This window comes from Streptomyces sp. bgisy159 (assembly GCF_057707805.1).
Genome location: NZ_JBYIQX010000037.1, coordinates 53,761 through 71,396, shown reverse-complemented (window position 1 = coordinate 71,396; position 17,636 = coordinate 53,761). Strand labels below are relative to the sequence as shown.

The 17,636-nt window shown below is 74.1% G+C and carries 19 protein-coding genes; 6 read left to right on the top strand and 13 right to left on the bottom strand.

The genetic code is table 11. The features are described 5' to 3' along the window. Positions 1-137: 137 nt before the first annotated feature. From AC3ET3_RS27985 to AC3ET3_RS27975, 3 genes are all read left to right on the top strand, one after another. Positions 138-722 (top strand): Rv1733c family protein, encoded by a 585-nt coding sequence (locus tag AC3ET3_RS27985; protein WP_432133392.1) that lies wholly within the window; start codon positions 138-140, stop codon positions 720-722. A 111-nt stretch (positions 723-833) separates the two neighbouring features. Further along, positions 834-1,802 (top strand): acetylxylan esterase, encoded by a 969-nt coding sequence (locus tag AC3ET3_RS27980; protein WP_435613088.1) that lies wholly within the window; start codon positions 834-836, stop codon positions 1,800-1,802. Positions 1,803-1,951: 149 nt separating this feature from the next. Beyond that, positions 1,952-2,680: a GntR family transcriptional regulator gene (locus AC3ET3_RS27975; protein WP_432156727.1), complete on the top strand. Its 729-nt coding sequence runs from the start codon at positions 1,952-1,954 to the stop codon at positions 2,678-2,680. Positions 2,681-2,683: 3 nt separating this feature from the next. Here AC3ET3_RS27975 and AC3ET3_RS27970 read toward each other — a convergent pair whose 3' ends face one another. Together AC3ET3_RS27970 and AC3ET3_RS27965 are read right to left on the bottom strand one after the other, a co-directional pair. Continuing rightward, positions 2,684-3,415, bottom strand: a complete 732-nt coding sequence (locus AC3ET3_RS27970) for a class I SAM-dependent methyltransferase (protein ID WP_432156728.1) — start codon at positions 3,413-3,415, stop codon at positions 2,684-2,686. Between the two features lie 34 nt (positions 3,416-3,449). Continuing rightward, positions 3,450-4,397, bottom strand: a complete 948-nt coding sequence (locus AC3ET3_RS27965) for a hypothetical protein (protein WP_435613087.1) — start codon at positions 4,395-4,397, stop codon at positions 3,450-3,452. Positions 4,398-4,686: 289 nt separating this feature from the next. On the opposite strand from AC3ET3_RS27965, the gene rho reads away from it, so the two are divergent. From rho to AC3ET3_RS27950, 3 genes are all read left to right on the top strand, one after another. Next, the gene (gene rho, locus AC3ET3_RS27960; protein ID WP_435613086.1) at positions 4,687-5,817 is read left to right on the top strand and encodes a transcription termination factor Rho; all 1,131 of its coding nucleotides are present in this window, start codon (positions 4,687-4,689) and stop codon (positions 5,815-5,817) included. A gap of 117 nt (positions 5,818-5,934) precedes the next feature. Beyond that, positions 5,935-7,137 (top strand): serine hydrolase domain-containing protein, encoded by a 1,203-nt coding sequence (locus AC3ET3_RS27955; RefSeq protein ID WP_432133398.1) that lies wholly within the window; start codon positions 5,935-5,937, stop codon positions 7,135-7,137. A gap of 74 nt (positions 7,138-7,211) precedes the next feature. After that, positions 7,212-8,384 (top strand): D-alanyl-D-alanine carboxypeptidase family protein, encoded by a 1,173-nt coding sequence (locus AC3ET3_RS27950; RefSeq protein WP_432133399.1) that lies wholly within the window; start codon positions 7,212-7,214, stop codon positions 8,382-8,384. A gap of 139 nt (positions 8,385-8,523) precedes the next feature. Here AC3ET3_RS27950 and AC3ET3_RS27945 read toward each other — a convergent pair whose 3' ends face one another. From AC3ET3_RS27945 to AC3ET3_RS27895, 11 genes are all read right to left on the bottom strand, one after another. Beyond that, entirely contained in the window at positions 8,524-9,843 is a 1,320-nt protein-coding gene (locus tag AC3ET3_RS27945; RefSeq protein ID WP_435613085.1) for a hypothetical protein, read from the bottom strand. A gap of 77 nt (positions 9,844-9,920) precedes the next feature. Then, positions 9,921-10,850 (bottom strand): glutaminase, encoded by a 930-nt coding sequence (locus tag AC3ET3_RS27940; protein WP_435613084.1) that lies wholly within the window; start codon positions 10,848-10,850, stop codon positions 9,921-9,923. 244 nt (positions 10,851-11,094) lie between these two features. Then, positions 11,095-12,507, bottom strand: coding sequence for an aspartate ammonia-lyase (gene aspA, locus AC3ET3_RS27935; RefSeq protein ID WP_432133402.1), 1,413 nt, complete (start codon positions 12,505-12,507; stop codon positions 11,095-11,097). Between the two features lie 135 nt (positions 12,508-12,642). Beyond that, entirely contained in the window at positions 12,643-13,659 is a 1,017-nt protein-coding gene (locus AC3ET3_RS27930) for an asparaginase (RefSeq protein ID WP_435613083.1), read from the bottom strand. A gap of 161 nt (positions 13,660-13,820) precedes the next feature. Continuing rightward, positions 13,821-14,498, bottom strand: a complete 678-nt coding sequence (locus AC3ET3_RS27925; protein WP_432133722.1) for a FadR/GntR family transcriptional regulator — start codon at positions 14,496-14,498, stop codon at positions 13,821-13,823. Positions 14,499-14,661: 163 nt separating this feature from the next. After that, positions 14,662-15,498, bottom strand: coding sequence for an undecaprenyl-diphosphate phosphatase (locus tag AC3ET3_RS27920; protein ID WP_432133404.1), 837 nt, complete (start codon positions 15,496-15,498; stop codon positions 14,662-14,664). Between the two features lie 106 nt (positions 15,499-15,604). Beyond that, the gene (crcB, locus tag AC3ET3_RS27915) at positions 15,605-15,970 is read right to left on the bottom strand and encodes a fluoride efflux transporter CrcB (protein ID WP_432133405.1); all 366 of its coding nucleotides are present in this window, start codon (positions 15,968-15,970) and stop codon (positions 15,605-15,607) included. Continuing rightward, positions 15,967-16,344 carry a DUF190 domain-containing protein gene (locus tag AC3ET3_RS27910; protein WP_432133406.1) on the bottom strand — a complete coding sequence of 126 codons (378 nt, stop codon included), beginning with the start codon at positions 16,342-16,344 and terminating at the stop codon, positions 15,967-15,969. The genes crcB and AC3ET3_RS27910 overlap by 4 nt, the downstream gene beginning before the upstream one ends. Then, the gene (locus AC3ET3_RS27905) at positions 16,341-16,796 is read right to left on the bottom strand and encodes a fluoride efflux transporter FluC (RefSeq protein WP_432156734.1); all 456 of its coding nucleotides are present in this window, start codon (positions 16,794-16,796) and stop codon (positions 16,341-16,343) included. Before AC3ET3_RS27905 ends, AC3ET3_RS27910 begins: the two co-directional genes overlap by 4 nt. Positions 16,797-16,846: 50 nt before the next feature. Beyond that, positions 16,847-17,083 carry a hypothetical protein gene (locus AC3ET3_RS27900; RefSeq protein WP_432156735.1) on the bottom strand — a complete coding sequence of 79 codons (237 nt, stop codon included), beginning with the start codon at positions 17,081-17,083 and terminating at the stop codon, positions 16,847-16,849. 208 nt (positions 17,084-17,291) lie between these two features. After that, positions 17,292-17,579: an ArsR family transcriptional regulator gene (locus tag AC3ET3_RS27895; protein ID WP_432156736.1), complete on the bottom strand. Its 288-nt coding sequence runs from the start codon at positions 17,577-17,579 to the stop codon at positions 17,292-17,294. Positions 17,580-17,636 lie beyond the last annotated feature (57 nt).

Below are 17,636 nucleotides of genomic sequence, written 5' to 3'. Positions count from 1 at the left end.
GACCCCCCCTGCGCCCTGCCCTTCCCCGACCCCCCCCCCCCCCCCCGCGACCGGGCCGCCCCGCCGTGCGAGAGCGGCCCGGAAAGGGGTACGCCGTCCTGTGTGGGCACTCGTCCGCGTGCGGCGAGGAGGTCGACATGCGTACCCGTGTGCGGTGCTGGCGGCGGCAGGGCTACCCGCTGCGGCGCCGGTCGGACGTGGTGGAGACGTGGACGGCGCTGGTGGCGGCCGTCCTGCTGATGGTGGGTGCGCCGCTGGCCGGTGCCCTGAGCGGACTGTGGGCTCATCAGGAGGCGCGGTCCATGACGGCCGAGCAGCGAGCCGAGCGGCACCGGGTCAGCGCGCAGGTGGTCGGACGGCCGCCCGAGGCGCTGCCGACCGTGGCGGCCGGCCGGCAGCGGACGTACCCGGTGACGGTGCGCTGGGCGGAGCCCGGCGTGGGAGAGCGGACGGCGACGGCCCGGGTGCCGACCGGTACGGCGGCCGGGGACCGGGTGACGGTGTGGCTCGACGACAGTGGTCACGCAGTGCCGCCGCCGCGGGGCGCCACCACCGTCTGGCAGCACACGCTGACCGTCGGCACGTGCGCGGCGATCGGCTCGGCCGGCGCGGTCCTGCTCGGACACGCGGCGGTGCGCCGGGCGGCGCTGCGGCGCCGGCTCGCCGAGTGGGAGCGGGACTGGGCCCGCACGGAGCCGCTGTGGACCCGGCGGGACGCGTGACGGACGCCCGGGCCGGAAGCGCCCGACAGACGGGCAGGGTCTGGAAAGCGCTCTCGCCCGCACGTACGGTGTGATCATTCGTATGCCTCATTGACAAAAAGGCGGTCCCGCATGGCCCTGTTCGATCTGCCCCTCGACGAGCTCCGCGAGTACCGCAGCGGGTCCACCGCACCGGAGGACTTCGACGCGTTCTGGGCGAAGACCCTTCAGGAGGCGCGCGAGCACGACCTCGACGCCCGTTTCGAGCCGGTCGACACCCCACTGACCACCGTCCAGGTGTTCGACGTGACGTTCTCCGGCTTCGGCGGCCATCCCGTCAAGGGCTGGCTGACGCTTCCGGCGACGGCCGACGGACCACTGCCGCTGGTGGTGGAGTTCGTGGGATACGGCGGCGGGCGCGGGCTGGCGCACGAGCACCTGCTGTGGGCCTCGTCGGGCCGCGCCCACTTCGTCATGGACACCCGGGGCCAGGGCAGCACCTGGGGCGGTGGCGGCGGTACGGCGGACCCGGTGGGCGGCGCACCGTCGTACCCCGGCTTCATGACGCGCGGCCTGGACGCGCCCGAGAACTACTACTACCGCCGGGTGTTCACCGACGCGGTGCGCGCCGTGGAGGCGGCCCGTTCGCACCCGCTGACCGACTCCTCGCGCACGGTGGCGGTGGGCGGCAGCCAGGGCGGCGGCATCACCATCGCCGTCGGCGGCCTGGTGCCCGATCTGGCGGGGATCGCGCCGGACGTACCCTTCCTGTGCGACTTCCCGCGCGCCGCGACGCTCACCGACCGCCACCCCTACCGCGAGATCGGGCTGTTCCTCAAGACGCACCGGGGCCGCACCGCGGACGCCCTGCGCACGCTCTCCTACTTCGACGGCGTCCACTTCGCCGCCCGGGGCTCCTCCCCGGCGCTCTTCTCCGTGGCACTGGAGGACCAGACGTGCCCGCCGTCGACCGTGTTCGCCGCCTACAACGCCTGGGCGCACGACGACAAGGCGATCGAGGTCTACGACTTCAACGACCACGAGGGCGGCGGCCCCTACCACGAGGCGGCCAAGCTGCGCTGGCTGGGCCCCCGGCTGTGACGACGGAGTTGGGCCGGGGAAGGGCGCGGCGGCGTCCGGTTTCGGCCGATCGAGCCGACCGCCCTTCCCTATTGGTTTAGACCAATGCTAGATGTGGTGGCGCAATGAGCCCGCACGGCCACGGTACGTCATCACACAGGAGGCGCGGCATGGCCCGCACCACCCCCCAACGCCCCCAGCCCCTCTACTGGAGGGTCGCCACCCAACTGCTCGGCGAGCTGCGCGACGGCACCATTCCGCCCGGCGAACGCCTGCCGGGGGAACGGCAGTTGGCCGAGCACTTCGCGGTGAGCCGGGAGACCGTACGGCAGGCCCTGGAGGTGCTGCGCCGCGACGGACTGGTCGCCACCGACCGGCGGGGCAGCCATGCGGCGCTCACCGGCCCGCCCGCCGAGACCCCGGCCGCGCCGACCTTTCCGGTCGGCGCCCGGCAGGCGGAGCCGAACGCCGTGGACCGGACCGCCGTCAGCTGGGAGACACCCCCGCCCGCGCACGCCGAGGCGCTGGGCCTCGCCCCGCACCGGCCGACGCTCGTCCACCGCTACGAGTCGGCCGGAGCGGACGGCCGCGCCCGCCGTACGGCACTGTCGTCGTTCTCCGCCGTCGCGCTCGCCGAGGTGGAGGAACTGGCGCGCTACCGCGACCGCGCCCCCTCGGCCGGCTGCCCCGAACTGCGGCGCGCCTACGACTGGATGCGCCGGGCCGGCCTCACCCTGCACCACCGGGACAGCATCACCCCGTTCGGAGACCCGCCCTCGGTGCGGGTCACCCGGCGCGTGCACGACCAGTACGACCGGCCGCTGGAGATCACCGACCTGGTGCTGGACGCCCGGCGGGAGCCGCTGGTCTACGAGTTCACGCTGCCGTCGGCCGGCTGACGGTCAGCCGACCCGCACCGCCGTGACCAGGCGCACACGGGGGCTGCCGTCCCGCCGCAGACCGAACTCGGGCAGGGCCTGCAGACCCACCCGGAACCCGGCGCGCTCCAGCTCCCGCCGCACGTCGCCCAGCCGGAAGGCCCGGTAGTACATGACGAACGGGGGCCGCCACAGCGCGTTGCGCACCCGCATCACGGCGTCGAAGCCGAGCAGCATCCAGAACGCGGGCGTGGCCGGGCGCGGCGGGGCGAGCACGGGGAAGGCCAACGTGCCGCCCGGCCGCAGCGCGGCGCGCACCTGGGTGAACAGGCCCGGCAGTTCGCGGGGCAGGAAGTGGCCGAACGCGCCGAAGCTGACGACGAGATCGAAGGCGGAGGCGAACGGCAGCACACGGGCGTCCGCCCGGACCCAGGACACCCGCGGCCCGTCCTGCGGGACGCCGGTGCGCCGGGCGGCCTCGGCGAGCATCCCGGCGCTGAAGTCCACCCCGGTCACGCGGCGCCGGCACACCTGGGCGAGCACACCGATCCCGGCGCCGGTGCCGCAGCACAGGTCGAGCCCGTCCTCCCAGGTGCCGGTGCGGGCCAGCGCGGCCGCGACGGCGTCGAGCACGGAGTCCGGGGTGCGGAAGGGGGTGTGGTCGAACTTCGGAGCGAGCAGGTCGTAGCCGTGCTCGACCGACGACAGTGCCTGGACGGCGAGTTCACGCAGGCTGGGGCCTTCAGGGCTGAACATCCGCCTCAGCCTAGGGCAAGGCGCCGGCCGGCCGTCACTTGCGCAGCTTGTCCAGGGTGGCCCGAGTATCCGTCTTGAGCCACTCGGCTATCTCGTCCGCCGTGGGCGGTTCGCTGTCGTCGTCCGCGCTGTACGAGGAGAAGGCGCTGAAGCTCATCGTGTACGTCACCCAGCCGTCCCGCACGGCGAGCACCGAGTACCGGGAGGAGGTGCCGGAGCCGTCGGCGACCAGGTAGGCCTCGTCACCGATGCCCTCCACCTCGGTCACGTCGTAGTCCGAGTACATCTTGTCGTAGTTCTTCCACGACGCGGTGAACTCGGGCCCCGGGTCGGTCTCCTTGTGCAGGGCAACGTCGACGGAGAGGTACCCGTCCTGGGAGTCCGTGCCCTCCGTCTCCAGACTGAGGCTGCACCGGCTGGTGTCGACGGCGGGGTCCTTCACCGAGTGGGCCTGCGGGGTGTCGTCGTCCTTGGGGTACTCCTTCTTGAACGACGCGTAGTCCCCGGCGGTGCAGAGGTTCTCGGGCGCCTGGTAGCCGCGCAGGTCCGCGTCACCGCCCTTGATGCCGCCGCCGAGCAGGAAGACGCCGCCCGCCCAGGCCGCGGACGCCACCACCGCGCCGACGGCCGCCCACAGCACGGCCCGTCCGGCTCCGCCTCGGCCTCCACCGGCCGGTGAGCCGAGCACCTCCGGATACGCGCCGGGCTGGGCGTACGGGTTGGCCACCGGCGGCTGACCGGGCTGACCGGGCTGACCGGGCTGACCGGGCTGACCGATCATGGTGGGCTGGCCGTAGAAGTTCTGCGCCGGGGCGCCCGCGGGCGGCGGGTAGCCCGCCGGGGACTGCGGGTCGGGGTAGGGGTAGGCGCTCGGCGCGGGCGGGTTCCCGGCGGGGACGCCCGGCTGCGAGGCGGGTGGCTGACCTGGCTGCGAGCCCGAGGGCGGGACGGGCGGCTGCGGAGGCTGAGGCGGCGTCGACATGCCGCGACAGTAATCGATGGCCGAACATCCCGACAGAACCGGGGCCAATGAGGTAAGGTGGACTCCGCACTTGTGTCGAGCCCCGTCGTGGGCCCCGGTGCCTTTCCTCTCTCCGCGCCGCCTTCACGCCCCGTCACTTCGGGCGGTGTGCGCAGGCGTTCCTCCGCCGCTCGCCAGGCAGGCGTCCGGGACATCCGGGCTGTGCCGTCCCGGCGCCCTCGCGGCCTCTCCCCTCCCCCGTCTTCTTCCCGCACGTCCCATGCCGCCGTCCTCGAAAGGACCGCCTCCCATGACCACCAGTCTCGAACGTCCCCCGGCCCAGCAGTCCTCCGCCCGGCTCGTCACCGGCGTCCTCGACGTCGACGGCGGCGGGAAGGGGTGGCTGCGCGGCCCGGACCTGCTGCCCTCCCCCGGCGATCCCTCGGTCTCGGCCGCGCTGATCCGCCGTCACCACCTGCGCGCGGGCGACCTGGTGACCGGCGTGCGCGGCGACCGGTCCGCGCTGACCGACATCACGCTGGTCGAGGGGAGGCGGCCCGTCGCCCGGCGCCGCCGCCCGGACCTCACCCCGATCCACCCGAGCGAGCGGCTGCGCCTGGAACACCCGGCGGCCGGTCTCGCCGGGCGCCTCACCGACCTGATCGCTCCCGTCGGCAAGGGGCAGCGCGGGCTGATCGTCGCCCCGCCCAAGACCGGCAAGACGGTACTGCTGCAACAGATCGCGGCGGCCGTCGCCGGGAACCATCCCACGTGCCGGCTGATGGTCGTGCTGCTGGACGAACGCCCCGAGGAAGTCACCGACATGCGCCGCTCGGTGCGCGGCGAGGTGTACGCCTCCACCTTCGACCGCTCGCCCCGGCACCACATCGCCCTCGCCGACCTGGTCGTCGAGCGGGCCAAGCGGCTCGTGGAGGCCGGCGAGGACGTCGTCGTCCTGCTCGACTCCCTGACCCGGCTGTGCCGGGCGCACAACAACGCGGCCGCCGCCGGGGGCCGTACGCTCAGCGGCGGCGTCGACGCGACCGCGCTGATCGGCCCCAAGCGGTTCTTCGGCGCCGCGCGGGCCGCCGAGGAGGGTGGCTCCCTGACGATCCTCGCCACCGCCCTGGTCGAGACCGGCTCCCGCGCCGACGACTTCTTCTTCGAGGAGCTGAAGAGCACCGGCAACATGGAACTCCGCCTGGACCGGGGGCCCGCCGCCCACCGGATCTTTCCCGCCGTCGACCTCGCCGCGTCCGGCTCGCGCCGCGAGGAACTGCTGCTCTCCCCGGCGGAGGCGGCCGCCGTGGGGGCACTGCGCCGGGCGCTCGGCGCCCGGGACGGACACGGCGGCCTGACGACCCTGCTGGAACGGATGCGGGCGACGCCCGACAACGCGGCCCTCGTCCGCCAGGTCCGGCCGGCCCTGCCCTGCGACTGACGCCGACGTCGGCGCCGGACCGCACGAGCGCGCCCGGATCCGAACCGTGTCCGCCATCCGGGGGCTTGCGGGTGTGGCTGGACCGCCGGCGTCCTCGGCGCGCCCCACAGTTCCTGCATGACACGTACCCGCAAGACCTGGCTGTCCGCCGCCGTGCTGCTCTCCCTCCTGCTGAGCGGTGCCCCCGCGCTCGCCGCGCCCCCGGCCCGTCCGAGGCCCGCCTGCGCGGCCACGCCCGACCCGACCCACGGGCAGGCTCGGAAGGTCGCGGACATCGTGCGGGAGACACGCGACGACCTCGAGCTCAACGCCGTGCTGGCCGAGGTGACCGTGCACGGGCGCGAGATCGTCACCATGGCCGACGGCGAGTCGATGACCGGCGTCCCCGCCACGGCCGACATGCGCTTCCGGGCCGGCGGGGTGGCCATCGGTTATCTGACCACCGTCCTGCTGCAGTTGGCGGACGAGAAGCGGGTCGGTCTCGACGAGCCGGTGTCCCGGTGGCTGCCCTCGCTGCCGCACGGCGACGCGATCACGCTGCGGATGCTCGGCAGCTCCACCTCGGGCCTGTACGACTACGTGACCGACCCCGGCTTCCTCGCCGCCCTCGACGCCGACCCGTTCCGCCGGTGGACCCCCCGAGAACTCGTCGCCCTCTCGACCGGCGAGCCGCTGTGGTACGAGCCCGGCACCAACTGGAACTACTCGCACGCCAACTTCGTGCTCCTGGGCGCCGCCCTGGAGCAGATCACCGGTACCCGGCTGGACCGGCTGCTCCGGGAGCGGATCATCCGCCCGCTGGGACTTCGCGGGACCCGCAACGGCTTCACACCCGAGATGCCCCGGCCGGTGCTGCACGCCTTCACCTCCGAGCGCGGCCGCTACGAGGAGTCCACCTTCTGGAACCCGTCCTGGACGATCGCGCCCGGGGCGGTGCTGACTTCGACCGTGTGCGACATGGCCCGTTCGGCCCGCGCCATCGGGTCGGGCGAGCTGATCTCGCCACGGTCGTACGCCACCCTGCTGAACCCCGGCACCGTCGGCACGGGCGGCCCCACGGACACCTGCCCGGCCGACGTGTGCCGGCCGCAGACCGAGGAGTCGCACTACGGGCTCGGCATGGTCGTCAGGAACGGCTGGGTGTTCCAGAACCCGCTGTTCAACGGCTACGGCGAGGTGATGGCCTACCTGCCGGGAAAGGGCCTGGCGATCGCGGTCGCGACGACCGCCGGACCGTCGTCGCCCGCCGGCAACACCGCGCAGGAGGTGGCGTCGCGCATCGCGGCCGCCCTGGCACCCGGCCGTCCGCTGTTCGGCTGACGGTGACCCCTCGCCGCGGCGCCGCCCGGCACGGTCAGCACGAGGAAGAGCGGGATCCTTCCTACGTTGGCGGTATGACGATCGGATTCTCCTCACGCGCCGTCACGTCGGCCTGCGCGGTGTGCGCGACGGGGGTGCTGGCGCTGGGCCCGGCCGCGGCCGCACACCCCGTCCGGCCCGACCCGGGCGCGCCCGGGGGCCGGGCGGGCGCCACCCCCGCGCCGGCGCTGCTCCACCGCACCGGCACGCAGGTCCGTCCCCGCCCGGGCGCCCCGCGGGTCCCGGACGTCTCCGCGCTGTCGTGGCTGGTGGCCGACGCGGGCTCGGGGGCGGTGCTGGCGGCTGGGAACGCGCACCGCCGGCTGCCGCCCGCGAGCACCCTGAAGACCCTGTTCGCCCTGACCGTGCTGCCGGCCCTGCCGGCCGGCATCCGGCACCGGGTCACCGAGAAGGAACTCGCCGGCATCGGGGCGGGCAGCAGCCTCGTCGGCGTCGCCGAGGACCGCTCGTACACGGTCGCCGACCTGTGGCGCGGGGTGTTCCTCGCGTCCGGCAACGACGCCGTGCACGTGCTCGCCAGGCTCAACGGCGGCTGGCGCACGACGGCCCGGCTCATGCAGGACAAGGCGCGCGCGCTGGGTGCGCTGGACACCCGGGTGGTGTCGCCCGACGGCTACGACGCCCCCGGGCAGGTGTCGTCGGCGTACGACCTGGCGGTGTTCGGGCGGGCGGGGCTGCGCAACGCCGACTTCGCGCGCTACTGCGGCACCGCCGAGGCCAGGTTCCCCGGGCGGGACGGGGGGTCGTACCCGATCGCCAACACCAACCGGCTGCTGACCGGCGGGAGCGGTGTCGCCCGTTACCCGGGGCTGATCGGCATCAAGAACGGTTACACCAGCAAGGCGGGCAACACGCTGGTGGCCGCCGCCCGGCGCGAGGGGCGCACGCTGGTCGTGACGGTGATGAATCCGCAGGAGGGCGGCGGCTACGCGGTGTACGAGGAGGCGCGGGAGCTGCTCGACTGGGGGTTCGCGGCAGCCGGCCGGGTGGACCCGGTGGGCTCACTCGACGCGCTACGGGCCCGGCCGCGCCCCGGTCCGCAGACGGCGCCGGTGGCCGTGCCGAAGCCGGCCGGCGCGGAGCTGGGGCTGCCGACCGCGCTGCTGGCCGCGGCCGCTGCCGTGGCCGGCGCGGCGGCCGTGGCACTCGCCCTGCACCTCCTCACCCGCCGCCCGGCCGACGGGTGAGCCGACGGGCCGGGCCCGCGCAGGCAGCTCGTGGACGCCTCCGGTTCCACGGGGTCACCTGTCGGCCGGGCAGCACGGGCACCGCCGGAAGGCCGGACGACGCACCTGCCCGGTCCGCGGGTGAACCGCAGGTCCCGCCTCACCCGAAACGGCCACTGCGCACCGGACCCGCCGTCTTCAGGGCCGCACGGTCGCCGTACAGCCAGGTGGGGCGGATCGCGGTGACGAAGGCGGTGAGCCGGCTGTCCGGGTCGGCCGGGGTGTCTCCGTCCCCGTCGTCGGGCGCCGGGTCGGCGGCCAGGATGTCCGCGGCGATGTCGGCCTCGGGGCGGACGTCGGGTTCGCCAGGCGCCACCCCGCCGTCGGCCGTCTGCCGCAGGCCGCCGCTCCACGGGGCCATCACGGCCTGGTGCAGCAGGGTGACGCTGTCCGGGGTGACGGCCGGCGGATCGGTCCAGCAGCCGGCGTGCTCGTGCAGCACCTGGCCGGGGGCGCGGTGGAAGAGCTGCCCGGTGATCCGCGGGCCCTCGTCGTGCCCGGCCAGTTCGTTCAGGTCGTGGGCGACGACGACGGTGTCCTCGCGCTCCGGTGCGAACGGCAGGGCGGGCAGGCCGAGCACCTCGGCGGCCGCATGGCCGAGGATACGGCTGCCGCGGTCGGGCAGCAGCGACACCGAGGCCGGGCGCAGCTCGGCCGCCGCCAGGACGGACTTCAGCCGCAGCAGCCCGCGCAGGCACTGCTCGTGGGTGTCCTGCAGGAACGCGTACCGGCCGGCCATGCCCGAGGCGTAGCCGTACGGGGAGAGGGTGCCGAGGACGGTGCCCCCGATCACGTACTGCCAGCCGCGCAGGTCCTCCGGGTCCAGCGCGGTCACGGCCTCGGCGGCCGCGGCCCGGCTCAGCATGCGGTTCTGGCGGTCGCGCGCGGGCTGCCACATCTCCTCGTCCGGGTCCGGCAGCAGGGCGTGCCGACGGCGGGCCAGGGGCAGGTCGCCCGCCATGACCGCGTTGAAGACCAGCAGATAGCCGTCCGGCCAGTCGGCGAGGCCGGACTCGTGCGCGAGGAGCGCGTCGACGGCCTCCCGGTGGCGTTCCTCGCCCTCGTACGCCGAGATCAGCTCGCGCAGCACCGGCAGGGCGCCCCCGCTCCGGTTCAGCGCCTCGCGCAGGGCGGGGACGGCGAGGTGGTGGACGCCGCGTTCGACGCAGGCGTACCCGTAGTCGTAGAGGGCCCGCACCCGGTCGGGGGCGGCGCTCACGGCGGTGGCGGCGTCCCGAAGGTCGTCGAAACCGGCCGTGGCGGCGGCGCGGGCGACGACCAGCGCGACCTCCGGGAGCGGCAGGTCGTCGGCGCCGGTGCGCAGCTGCCGCAGGGCTCCGGGGACGTCCCCCGCGTCGAGGCACTGCCAGGCCTTGAGGACGTCGGGGTGCTGGGGGCGGTGTTTCCTGCGCGAGAACATGCGCGAGATCCTCACCGCGGACCGGCCGCGGAGACAACCGTTTTACGGGCCGGCCGGTTTCGGCGGATTCCGCGGGTTCAGAAGACGGACAGTCCGGTCAGCGTCGTGAAGCGGTCCAGGGCCGCGACACCGGCCACCGAGTTGCCGCGCTCGTCGAGGCCCGGGCACCACACGCACAGCGTGCAGCGGCCCGGGACGACGGCGATGATGCCGCCGCCGACCCCGCTCTTGCCGGGCAGGCCGACCCGGTAGGCGAAGTCGCCGGCCGCGTCGTAGGTGCCGCAGGTCAGCATGATCGCGTTGATCTGCTTGGCCTGGCTGCGGGTGAGCAGCCGGGAGCCGTCGGCGCGGATGCCGTGCCGGGCGAGGAAGCCGGTGGCCAGGGCGAGGTCGGCACAGGAGGCGGTGATCGAGCACTGGCGGAAGTACTGGTCGAGCAGGGTCGGCACGTCGTTGTCGATGTTGCCGTAGGACGCCATGAAGTGGGCGAGCGCCGCGTTGCGGTCGCCGTGCGCGGTCTCGGAGGCGGCGACCTCCCGGTCGATGCCGAGGCCGGGGTTGCCGCTCTCGGCGCGCAGGAAGGCCAGGAGTTCACCGGCCGCGTCACCGCTGCGGGTGTGCAGGCGGTCGGTGACGACGAGCGCGCCCGCGTTGATGAAGGGGTTGCGCGGGATGCCGTTCTCGTACTCCAGCTGCACCAGCGAGTTGAACCGGTTGCCGGAGGGCTCCCGGCCCACGTGCTCCCAGAGTTCGTCGCCCTCGATGGCCAGGTCGAGGGCGAGGGTGAAGACCTTGGTGATGGACTGCGCGGAGAACGGCTCCCGCCAGTCCCCCACGCCGTACACCGTGCCGTCCGGATCCGCGACCGCCATGCCGAAGCGGCGCGGGTCGCGGGCGGCGAGCGCCGGGATGTAGTCGGCGGGGTGGCCGCGTCCCGGGGTGCCTTCGATCTCCCGGAGGATGCGGTCGAGGACGGGCTGGAATTGCGACGACATGATCGTCATCATGCCGCACCCCCGATCGACCGGCTCGCCGGGGTCGCGGAGGGTCGCCGTGCCGTCCAATCAGGCATGTCTTGGGTCGCCTTCCGCGTGCTGGCCACGCGGCGGCGCCGCGCGTCAGGGCGTGGCCGGGGCGGCCGTGTCCCGTGCGTGACGCTTCAGCCCTGGGGGTGACGTCACCCCGCGTGTCGGCCCGGCGCGGGGCGCAGGGTCCGTCGTACGCGGGGTGCGCCGGGACGCGTCGCCCGGGTCAGACGACCGTCACGGGACCGCTGCCCGCGAGCACCTCGGGGCGCAGCAGGACCGCCAGGCGCTCGGCCGGCAGCAGCCCCTTCTCCAGGACGAGTTCGGCCACTCCGCGGCCACTGGCCAGGGCCTCCTTGGCGATGGCGGTGGCGGCCTCGTAGCCGATGTGCGGGTTGAGGGCGGTGACCAGGCCGATGGAGTTCTCGACCCCGGCGCGCAGCATCTCGGTGTTGGCGGTGATGCCGCAGACGCAGCGCTCGGCGAGGGTCAGGCAGGCGGCGCGCAGATGGGTGAGGGACTCGGACAAGGAGTGCAGGATGACCGGCTCGAAGGCGTTGAGCTGGAGCTGGCCGGCCTCCGCGGCCATGGTGATGGTGACGTCGTTGCCGATCACCTCGAAGGCGACCTGGTTGACGACCTCGGGGACGACGGGGTTGACCTTGCCGGGCATGATCGACGAACCGGCCTGGACGGGCGGCAGGTTGATCTCGCCGAGGCCGGCGCGCGGCCCGGAGGAGAGCAGGCGCAGGTCGTTGCAGCTCTTGGAGAGCTTGACGGCGATCCGCTTGAGCACGCCGGACATCTGGACGAACGCGCCGCAGTCCTGGGTGGCCTCGACCAGGTTGGCGGCCGTGACCAGGGGCAGGCCGGTGATGTCGGCCAGGTGGCGGCGGGCCGCCTCGGCGTAGCCGGCGGGGGCGTTGAGGCCGGTGCCGATGGCGGTGGCGCCGAGGTTGATCTCGTGGATCAGCTCGACCGCCTCGTCGAGACGGGACCGGTCCTCGCCGATCATGACGGCGAACGCGGAGAACTCCTGACCGAGCGTCATGGGGACGGCGTCCTGCAACTGTGTGCGGCCCATCTTGAGCACGTCGCGGAACTCGACGGCTTTGCCGGCGAACGCGTCCTGCAGCACGGCCATCGCCCTGAGCAGTTCCCGTACCGCGAAGACCGTCGCGACCTTGACGGCGGTCGGGTAGACGTCGTTGGTGGACTGGCCGAGGTTGACGTCCTCGTTGGGGTGCAGGAACCGGTACTCGCCCTTGGCGTGGCCCAGCAGCTCCAGCGCCCGGTTGGCGACGACCTCGTTGGCGTTCATGTTCGTCGAGGTGCCGGCGCCGCCCTGGATGACGTCGACGACGAACTGGTCGTGCAGGTCGCCCGCGCGTATCTCCCGGCAGGCGGCGACGATCGCGGCGGCCTTCGCGGACGGCAGCAGCCCCAGCTCCTCGTTGGCGAGGGCGGCGGCCTCCTTGACGGCGGCGAGGGCGGTGATCAGGTGCGGGTACGTGGAGATGGGGGTGCCGGTGATGGGGAAGTTCTCGGTGGCCCGCAGGGTGTGCACGCCCCAGTAGGCGTCGGCGGGGACGTCACGGTCCCCGAGCAGGTCGTGTTCGCGGCGGGTGGCGGCGGTCATGGCGTACGGATCCTCTTTCCGAGGGGTGAGGGTGAGGGCCCCGCGCGGGGCGCGGGCGCGAGGTGGGACGGCCCTCCCCGCGGGCGCGAGGTGAGGCGGCGGCCTGCGCGCGGGAGGGCGAGGTGGGGTGGCGGCCTAAGCGCGGGCGGGCGAGGCGACCGGGTCGAGCGCCCGCACGGGACGCATGCGGCCCACCGGTTCGCCCCCGCCGAGCAGGGGCTCGCCCGCGAACTCGGTGAGCAGCTCCGGGTCGACGCCGGCCCGGGCCAGCGCGGCGGCGGCCACGGGTATGCGGGCCCGGTTCGCCCCGTCGGAGATCTTGACGGCGACCGCCCGCCCGTCGGGGAGGGCGGCGACCTCGACACCCTCGAAGCCGTCCTTGGCGAGCAGGCCGGGCACGGCCCGCATCAGCGCGGCGACGTCGCGGCCGGAGCCGGAGGCCATCTCGGCGTGCTCACGCATCGCGTCGGCCACCCGGGCCTGCGGGGTGCCGCCGGCGGCGGTGGTGATCCGGGCGGCCGCACGGGCCAGGCCGTGCAGGGAGACGGAGAACAGGGGCGCGCCGCAGCCGTCGACGCTCACCCGGGCGATCCGCTGGCCGGTGAGGTCCTCGACGGTCTCGGCGACGGTCTTCTGCAGCGGGTGCCCGGGGTCGAGGTAGCCGTCCAGGGGCCAGCCGTTGAGGCGGCAGGTGTACAGCATGGCGGCGTGTTTGCCGGAGCAGTTCTGGGCGAGCCGGGAGGGCAGCGCGCCCGCCCGCACCCAGGCGTCGCGCACCACCGGGTCGTACGGCAGGTCGACGACGTTGCGCAGGTCGTCCTCGGTGGCGCCGGCCAGCTCCAGGATCCGCCGGGTGCCGGCGAGGTGGCGTTCCTCGCCGGAGTGGCTGGCGGCGGCGAGGGAGAGCAGTTCGCCGTCGAGCGGCAGTCCGGCCCGCACCATGGCGACCGCCTGCACCGGTTTGAGGGCGGAGCGCGGGTAGAAGGCCGCCTCGATGTCGCCGAGCTGGAACTCGACCTGCCCGTCGCCGCCGAGGACGACGACGGAGCCGTAGTGGATGCCCTCGGTCACGCCGTCGCGGACGAGCTGGGCGACGGGGGCGTGGAGGGGTTCGCGGATCGCGGGGGGGTCCGCCGGGAAGCTGCTGAACATCACTGCCTGATCACTGGTGGGTGGGTGGCGGCCGGCGCGCGGTTCACGCGCCCGCCTCGGGGGCGGTGGTGCGGCGGGCAGGGCACGGTGGTGCGTCCGGCGCCGCCGTCGGCATCATCAGCCGGAACGTTTCTGCGGACCGCTGTGCGAGTGCTGCCCGCTCATGACCGGGGGCCGCCTTCCGCGGGGAGTCCGGGGCGGGCCGCGCGCACGATCGTGGTGAGGGTCGTCGCGACCCCGTCGAGGTGGAAGGCCATGGCCTCCACCGCGTCCCGCTCACTGCCGTCGAGCAGCGCCTCGTAGATCGCCACGTGCTCGCGGTGACCCCGGTCGCGACGGCCGCCGACCTCGTTGAGGAAGGCGGACTGGCGGGCCAGCGCGTCCCGGATCTCCTCGATGACCCGGCGGAAGACCGGGTTCTGGGAGGCTTCGGCGACGGCGAGGTGGAACAGGGTGTCCATGGCCACCCACGCGGTGGTGTCGGTCTCCCGCTCCATCCGGTCCAGCAGGTGCTTGATGTGGTCGAGGTCCTCCTGGGTGCGCCGCACGGCCGCGTAGCCCGCGACCGGTATCTCGATGTGGCGGCGGACCTCCAGCAGGTCGCTGGCCGCGTAGTCGCCGAAGGTGGGGTCCTCGACGGTGTTCGCGATCACGAAGGTGCCCTTGCCGGTCTTGGCGACCGTGAGGCCCATGGCCTGCAGGGCACGCAGGGCCTCCCGCAGGACGGGCCGGGATACCTCGAGGGTGCGGCAGAGCTCGGCCTCGGAGGGGAGCTTGTCGCCCACGGCGTAGTCGCCGCGCTCGATGGCGCCGCGGAGGTGGGTGAGGACCGCTTCCATGGCGCTGACGCGCCGCGGGCCGCTCCCACCTGTCTGGCTGTCTGACAGGTTCACGGAAGTGATGGTCGGGCCCATCGGCCGGTCGTGTCAAGGCGGGCGGAGGACGAACCCCGGCGGGTGTGCGGTGGACGGCGGCACCGCACACCCGCCGGGCGGCCAGCGGTCAGCCGTCGAGCGTGCCGGTCGCCAGCAGGCCCAGGAGCAGCACGCCGACGACGATCCGGTAGACCACGAAGGCGTTGAAGGAGTGCTTGGCGACGAACTTCAGCAGCCAGGCGATGGAGGCGTAGGCGACGGCGAAGGACACGGCCGTGCCGACGGCCAGCGGGAGGGCGCCCGCGCCGGTGCCGAGGGCGTCCTTGAGCTCGTAGATCCCGGCCCCGGTGAGGGCGGGGATGCCGAGGAAGAAGGACAGGCGGGTGGCGGCGACCCGGTCGAGGTCGAGCATGAGCGCGGTGGACATGGTGGCGCCGGAGCGGGAGAAGCCGGGGAAGAGGAGGGCGAGGATCTGGGAGCCGCCGACCAGCATCGCGTCCTTCAGCGAGGTGTCGTCCTCGCCGCGCTTGTGCCGTCCCATCCGGTCGGCCGCCCACATCACGCCGGAGCCGGCGATCAGCGAGCCCGCCACCACCCACAGCGAGGCCAGCGGGCCCTCGATGAGCGGCTTGGCGGCCAGTCCGACGACGACGATCGGGAGGGTGGCGTAGATCACCCACCAGGCGAACTTGTAGTCGTGGTGGTAGCGCTCCTCCTTGTCGCGCAGGCCGCGGAACCAGGCGGAGACGATCCGCGCGATGTCCTTGGAGAAGTACACCAGCACGGCGGCGATGGCGCCGACCTGGATGACGGCCGAGAACCCGACGACGGCGTCGTCGTCGACCTGGATTCCCATCAGGCCCTCGGTGATCTTCAGATGGCCGGTGGAGGAGACGGGGAGGAACTCGGTCACTCCCTCTACGGCTCCGAGGACGACGGCCTGGCCGACGGAGATGGCGCTCATGGGGTCCTGTTCGGGTTCGGTTGGCGGAACGTGCGGGAGACCGTCCTACCAGGCGCCGGTACGAGCGCCGGCCGGAACCGGCGGCCACCGGGGGCCCCGCGGGCCCCTAACCCCACACCGTCCGGCCCAGCCACACTCCCGCGAAGGCGGCCGTGAGCCCGGCCAGCACGCTCCCCACGGCGTTGACGGCGGCCTGCAGTCCGGCCCCGGTCTCCGCCAGCCGCAGCGTCTCGTACGAGAACGTCGAGTACGTCGTCAGCGCCCCGCACAGCCCGGTGCCCAGGAAGAGCCGCAGGTCGGCGCTCGCGGGGGCGGCGCCGGCGAGCAGCCCGAGGACGAGGCAGCCGGTGACGTTCACGGTGAACGTGCCCCAGGGGAAGACCGAGTCGTGACGGCTCTGCACCGCGCGGTCGGTGAGATAGCGGAGCGGGGCGCCGACCATGCCGCCCGCGGCGACCACCAGCCAGTTCACAACCACTTCTTACCCTTCGTGTCCGATGTGCCGGATTCCCCGCGGCCGGTGTACCGGATCACCTCGCACGCCTCGAGGGTCACCAGACCTTCGGTGACGAGTTCGTCGAGCTGGGGCAGGAAGGCGCGGACCCGGTCCTCGGTGTCCACGACGACGACGGCCACCGGCAGGTCCTCGCTGAGGGAGAGCAGCCGGGAGGTGTGCACCCGCGAGGAGGCGCCGAACCCCTCGATGCCGCGGAAGACACTGGCTCCGGCCAGGCCGGCCGCGTGGGCGCGGTGCACGATCTCGGCGTACAGCGGTCTGTGGTGGACGGTGTCGTTCTCGCCGACGAACACGGTCAGGCGCAGGGCACGTCCGGTCAGTCGCGTCATCGCCGCCTCCGGATCAGGGCGCGGCGGGTCGCGGTGGCCGCCAGCCAGACCGCCGCGAGGGCCGCGAGCAGGGTCGCCGCGAGGTAGGCCGGCGCGGTGAGCGGGTGGCCCGTGTCGAACAGGTGGCGCGCGTCGACGGCGTAGGTGGAGAAGGTGGTGAACCCGCCGAGCACCCCGGTGCCGAAGAACGGCCGCAGCAGGCGGTGGGCGGAGAGCACCTCCGTGAGCAGCACCAGGAAGACGCCGATCATCGCGCACCCGGCGACGTTCACCCAGAGCGTGGTCCACGGGAAACCGCCGGCGGTGGTGGGCCACCACTGGGCCGCCGCGTATCGCGCCGTGGCACCGAGACCGCCGCCGAGGGCGACGGCGGCGACGACGGGCAGCTGCTCCCGGCGGGCGGGCCGCCGCGGGGCGGCCGTCGGCGGGCTCCCGGTTTCCTGCGCTGTCATCGGTCGTACGTCTCCTGCCCGGCCGCCCCGCCCCGCCCGTCGGCGGGTGATCACGGCCGGGCACCAGCGTAACGCCGTCTCACCGGGCTGCCGGGGTCGACGGCCGGCAGTCCGCCGTGGCCGTCGCGGACCAGGAATTCCCCGTCGGGGCACAGGTCCGGGCCGAGCGGACGCCCGCCGATCTCGGCGACGCACTCGACGCGGGCCGAGGGCGGAGCGTCCGGACCGTCGACGCGCGGGATCCGTCCGTCGGCCACCCCGGTCAGCACACGCCCTCTGGGCTCCACGACGGCGTCCTCGGGGCGGTGCCGGGGAGGGTGACGTAGCGGAGCGGCGCCGGGGGCGCGGGACGGTCCATCGGCGGGCCTTCCTGTCCGAGGCGGTCGTCGTCGCAGCCGGATGTGTCCGGTGCGGCGGTCTGCCACGACTTCGCAGGGTTTTCCGGACATGGTTCGGCACGGGTTCCCGTCCGCATCGACGGGCGGCCGGGTGGCGCTACCACCCCTCCTGGAACAGCCGGGACACCTCGGCGATGCGCGGCTCGTCGCGTCGGTAGAAGGTGCGGTGGCGGATGCGCTTGGTGCGCAGCAGGCCCAGGTCGGCGAGGAGGGCGAGATGGGAGCGCGCCACGCGGCGGTGGACACCGAGCCGGGCGGCGACGGCCCCGGCCGTGACGCCGTCGGTCGCCGGGTCGCCGTGGCGCTGCGCCGGGAAGTGCCGGTCCGGTTCCTTCAGCCATTCCAGGATGTCCAGGCGCCGCCCGCCGGCGGGAGTCCTCGCCATCGCCGCCCCCTTCGGTTCCCTCCGCCGGGGTCCTTCTTGTTCCGCGTTCTTCCCACT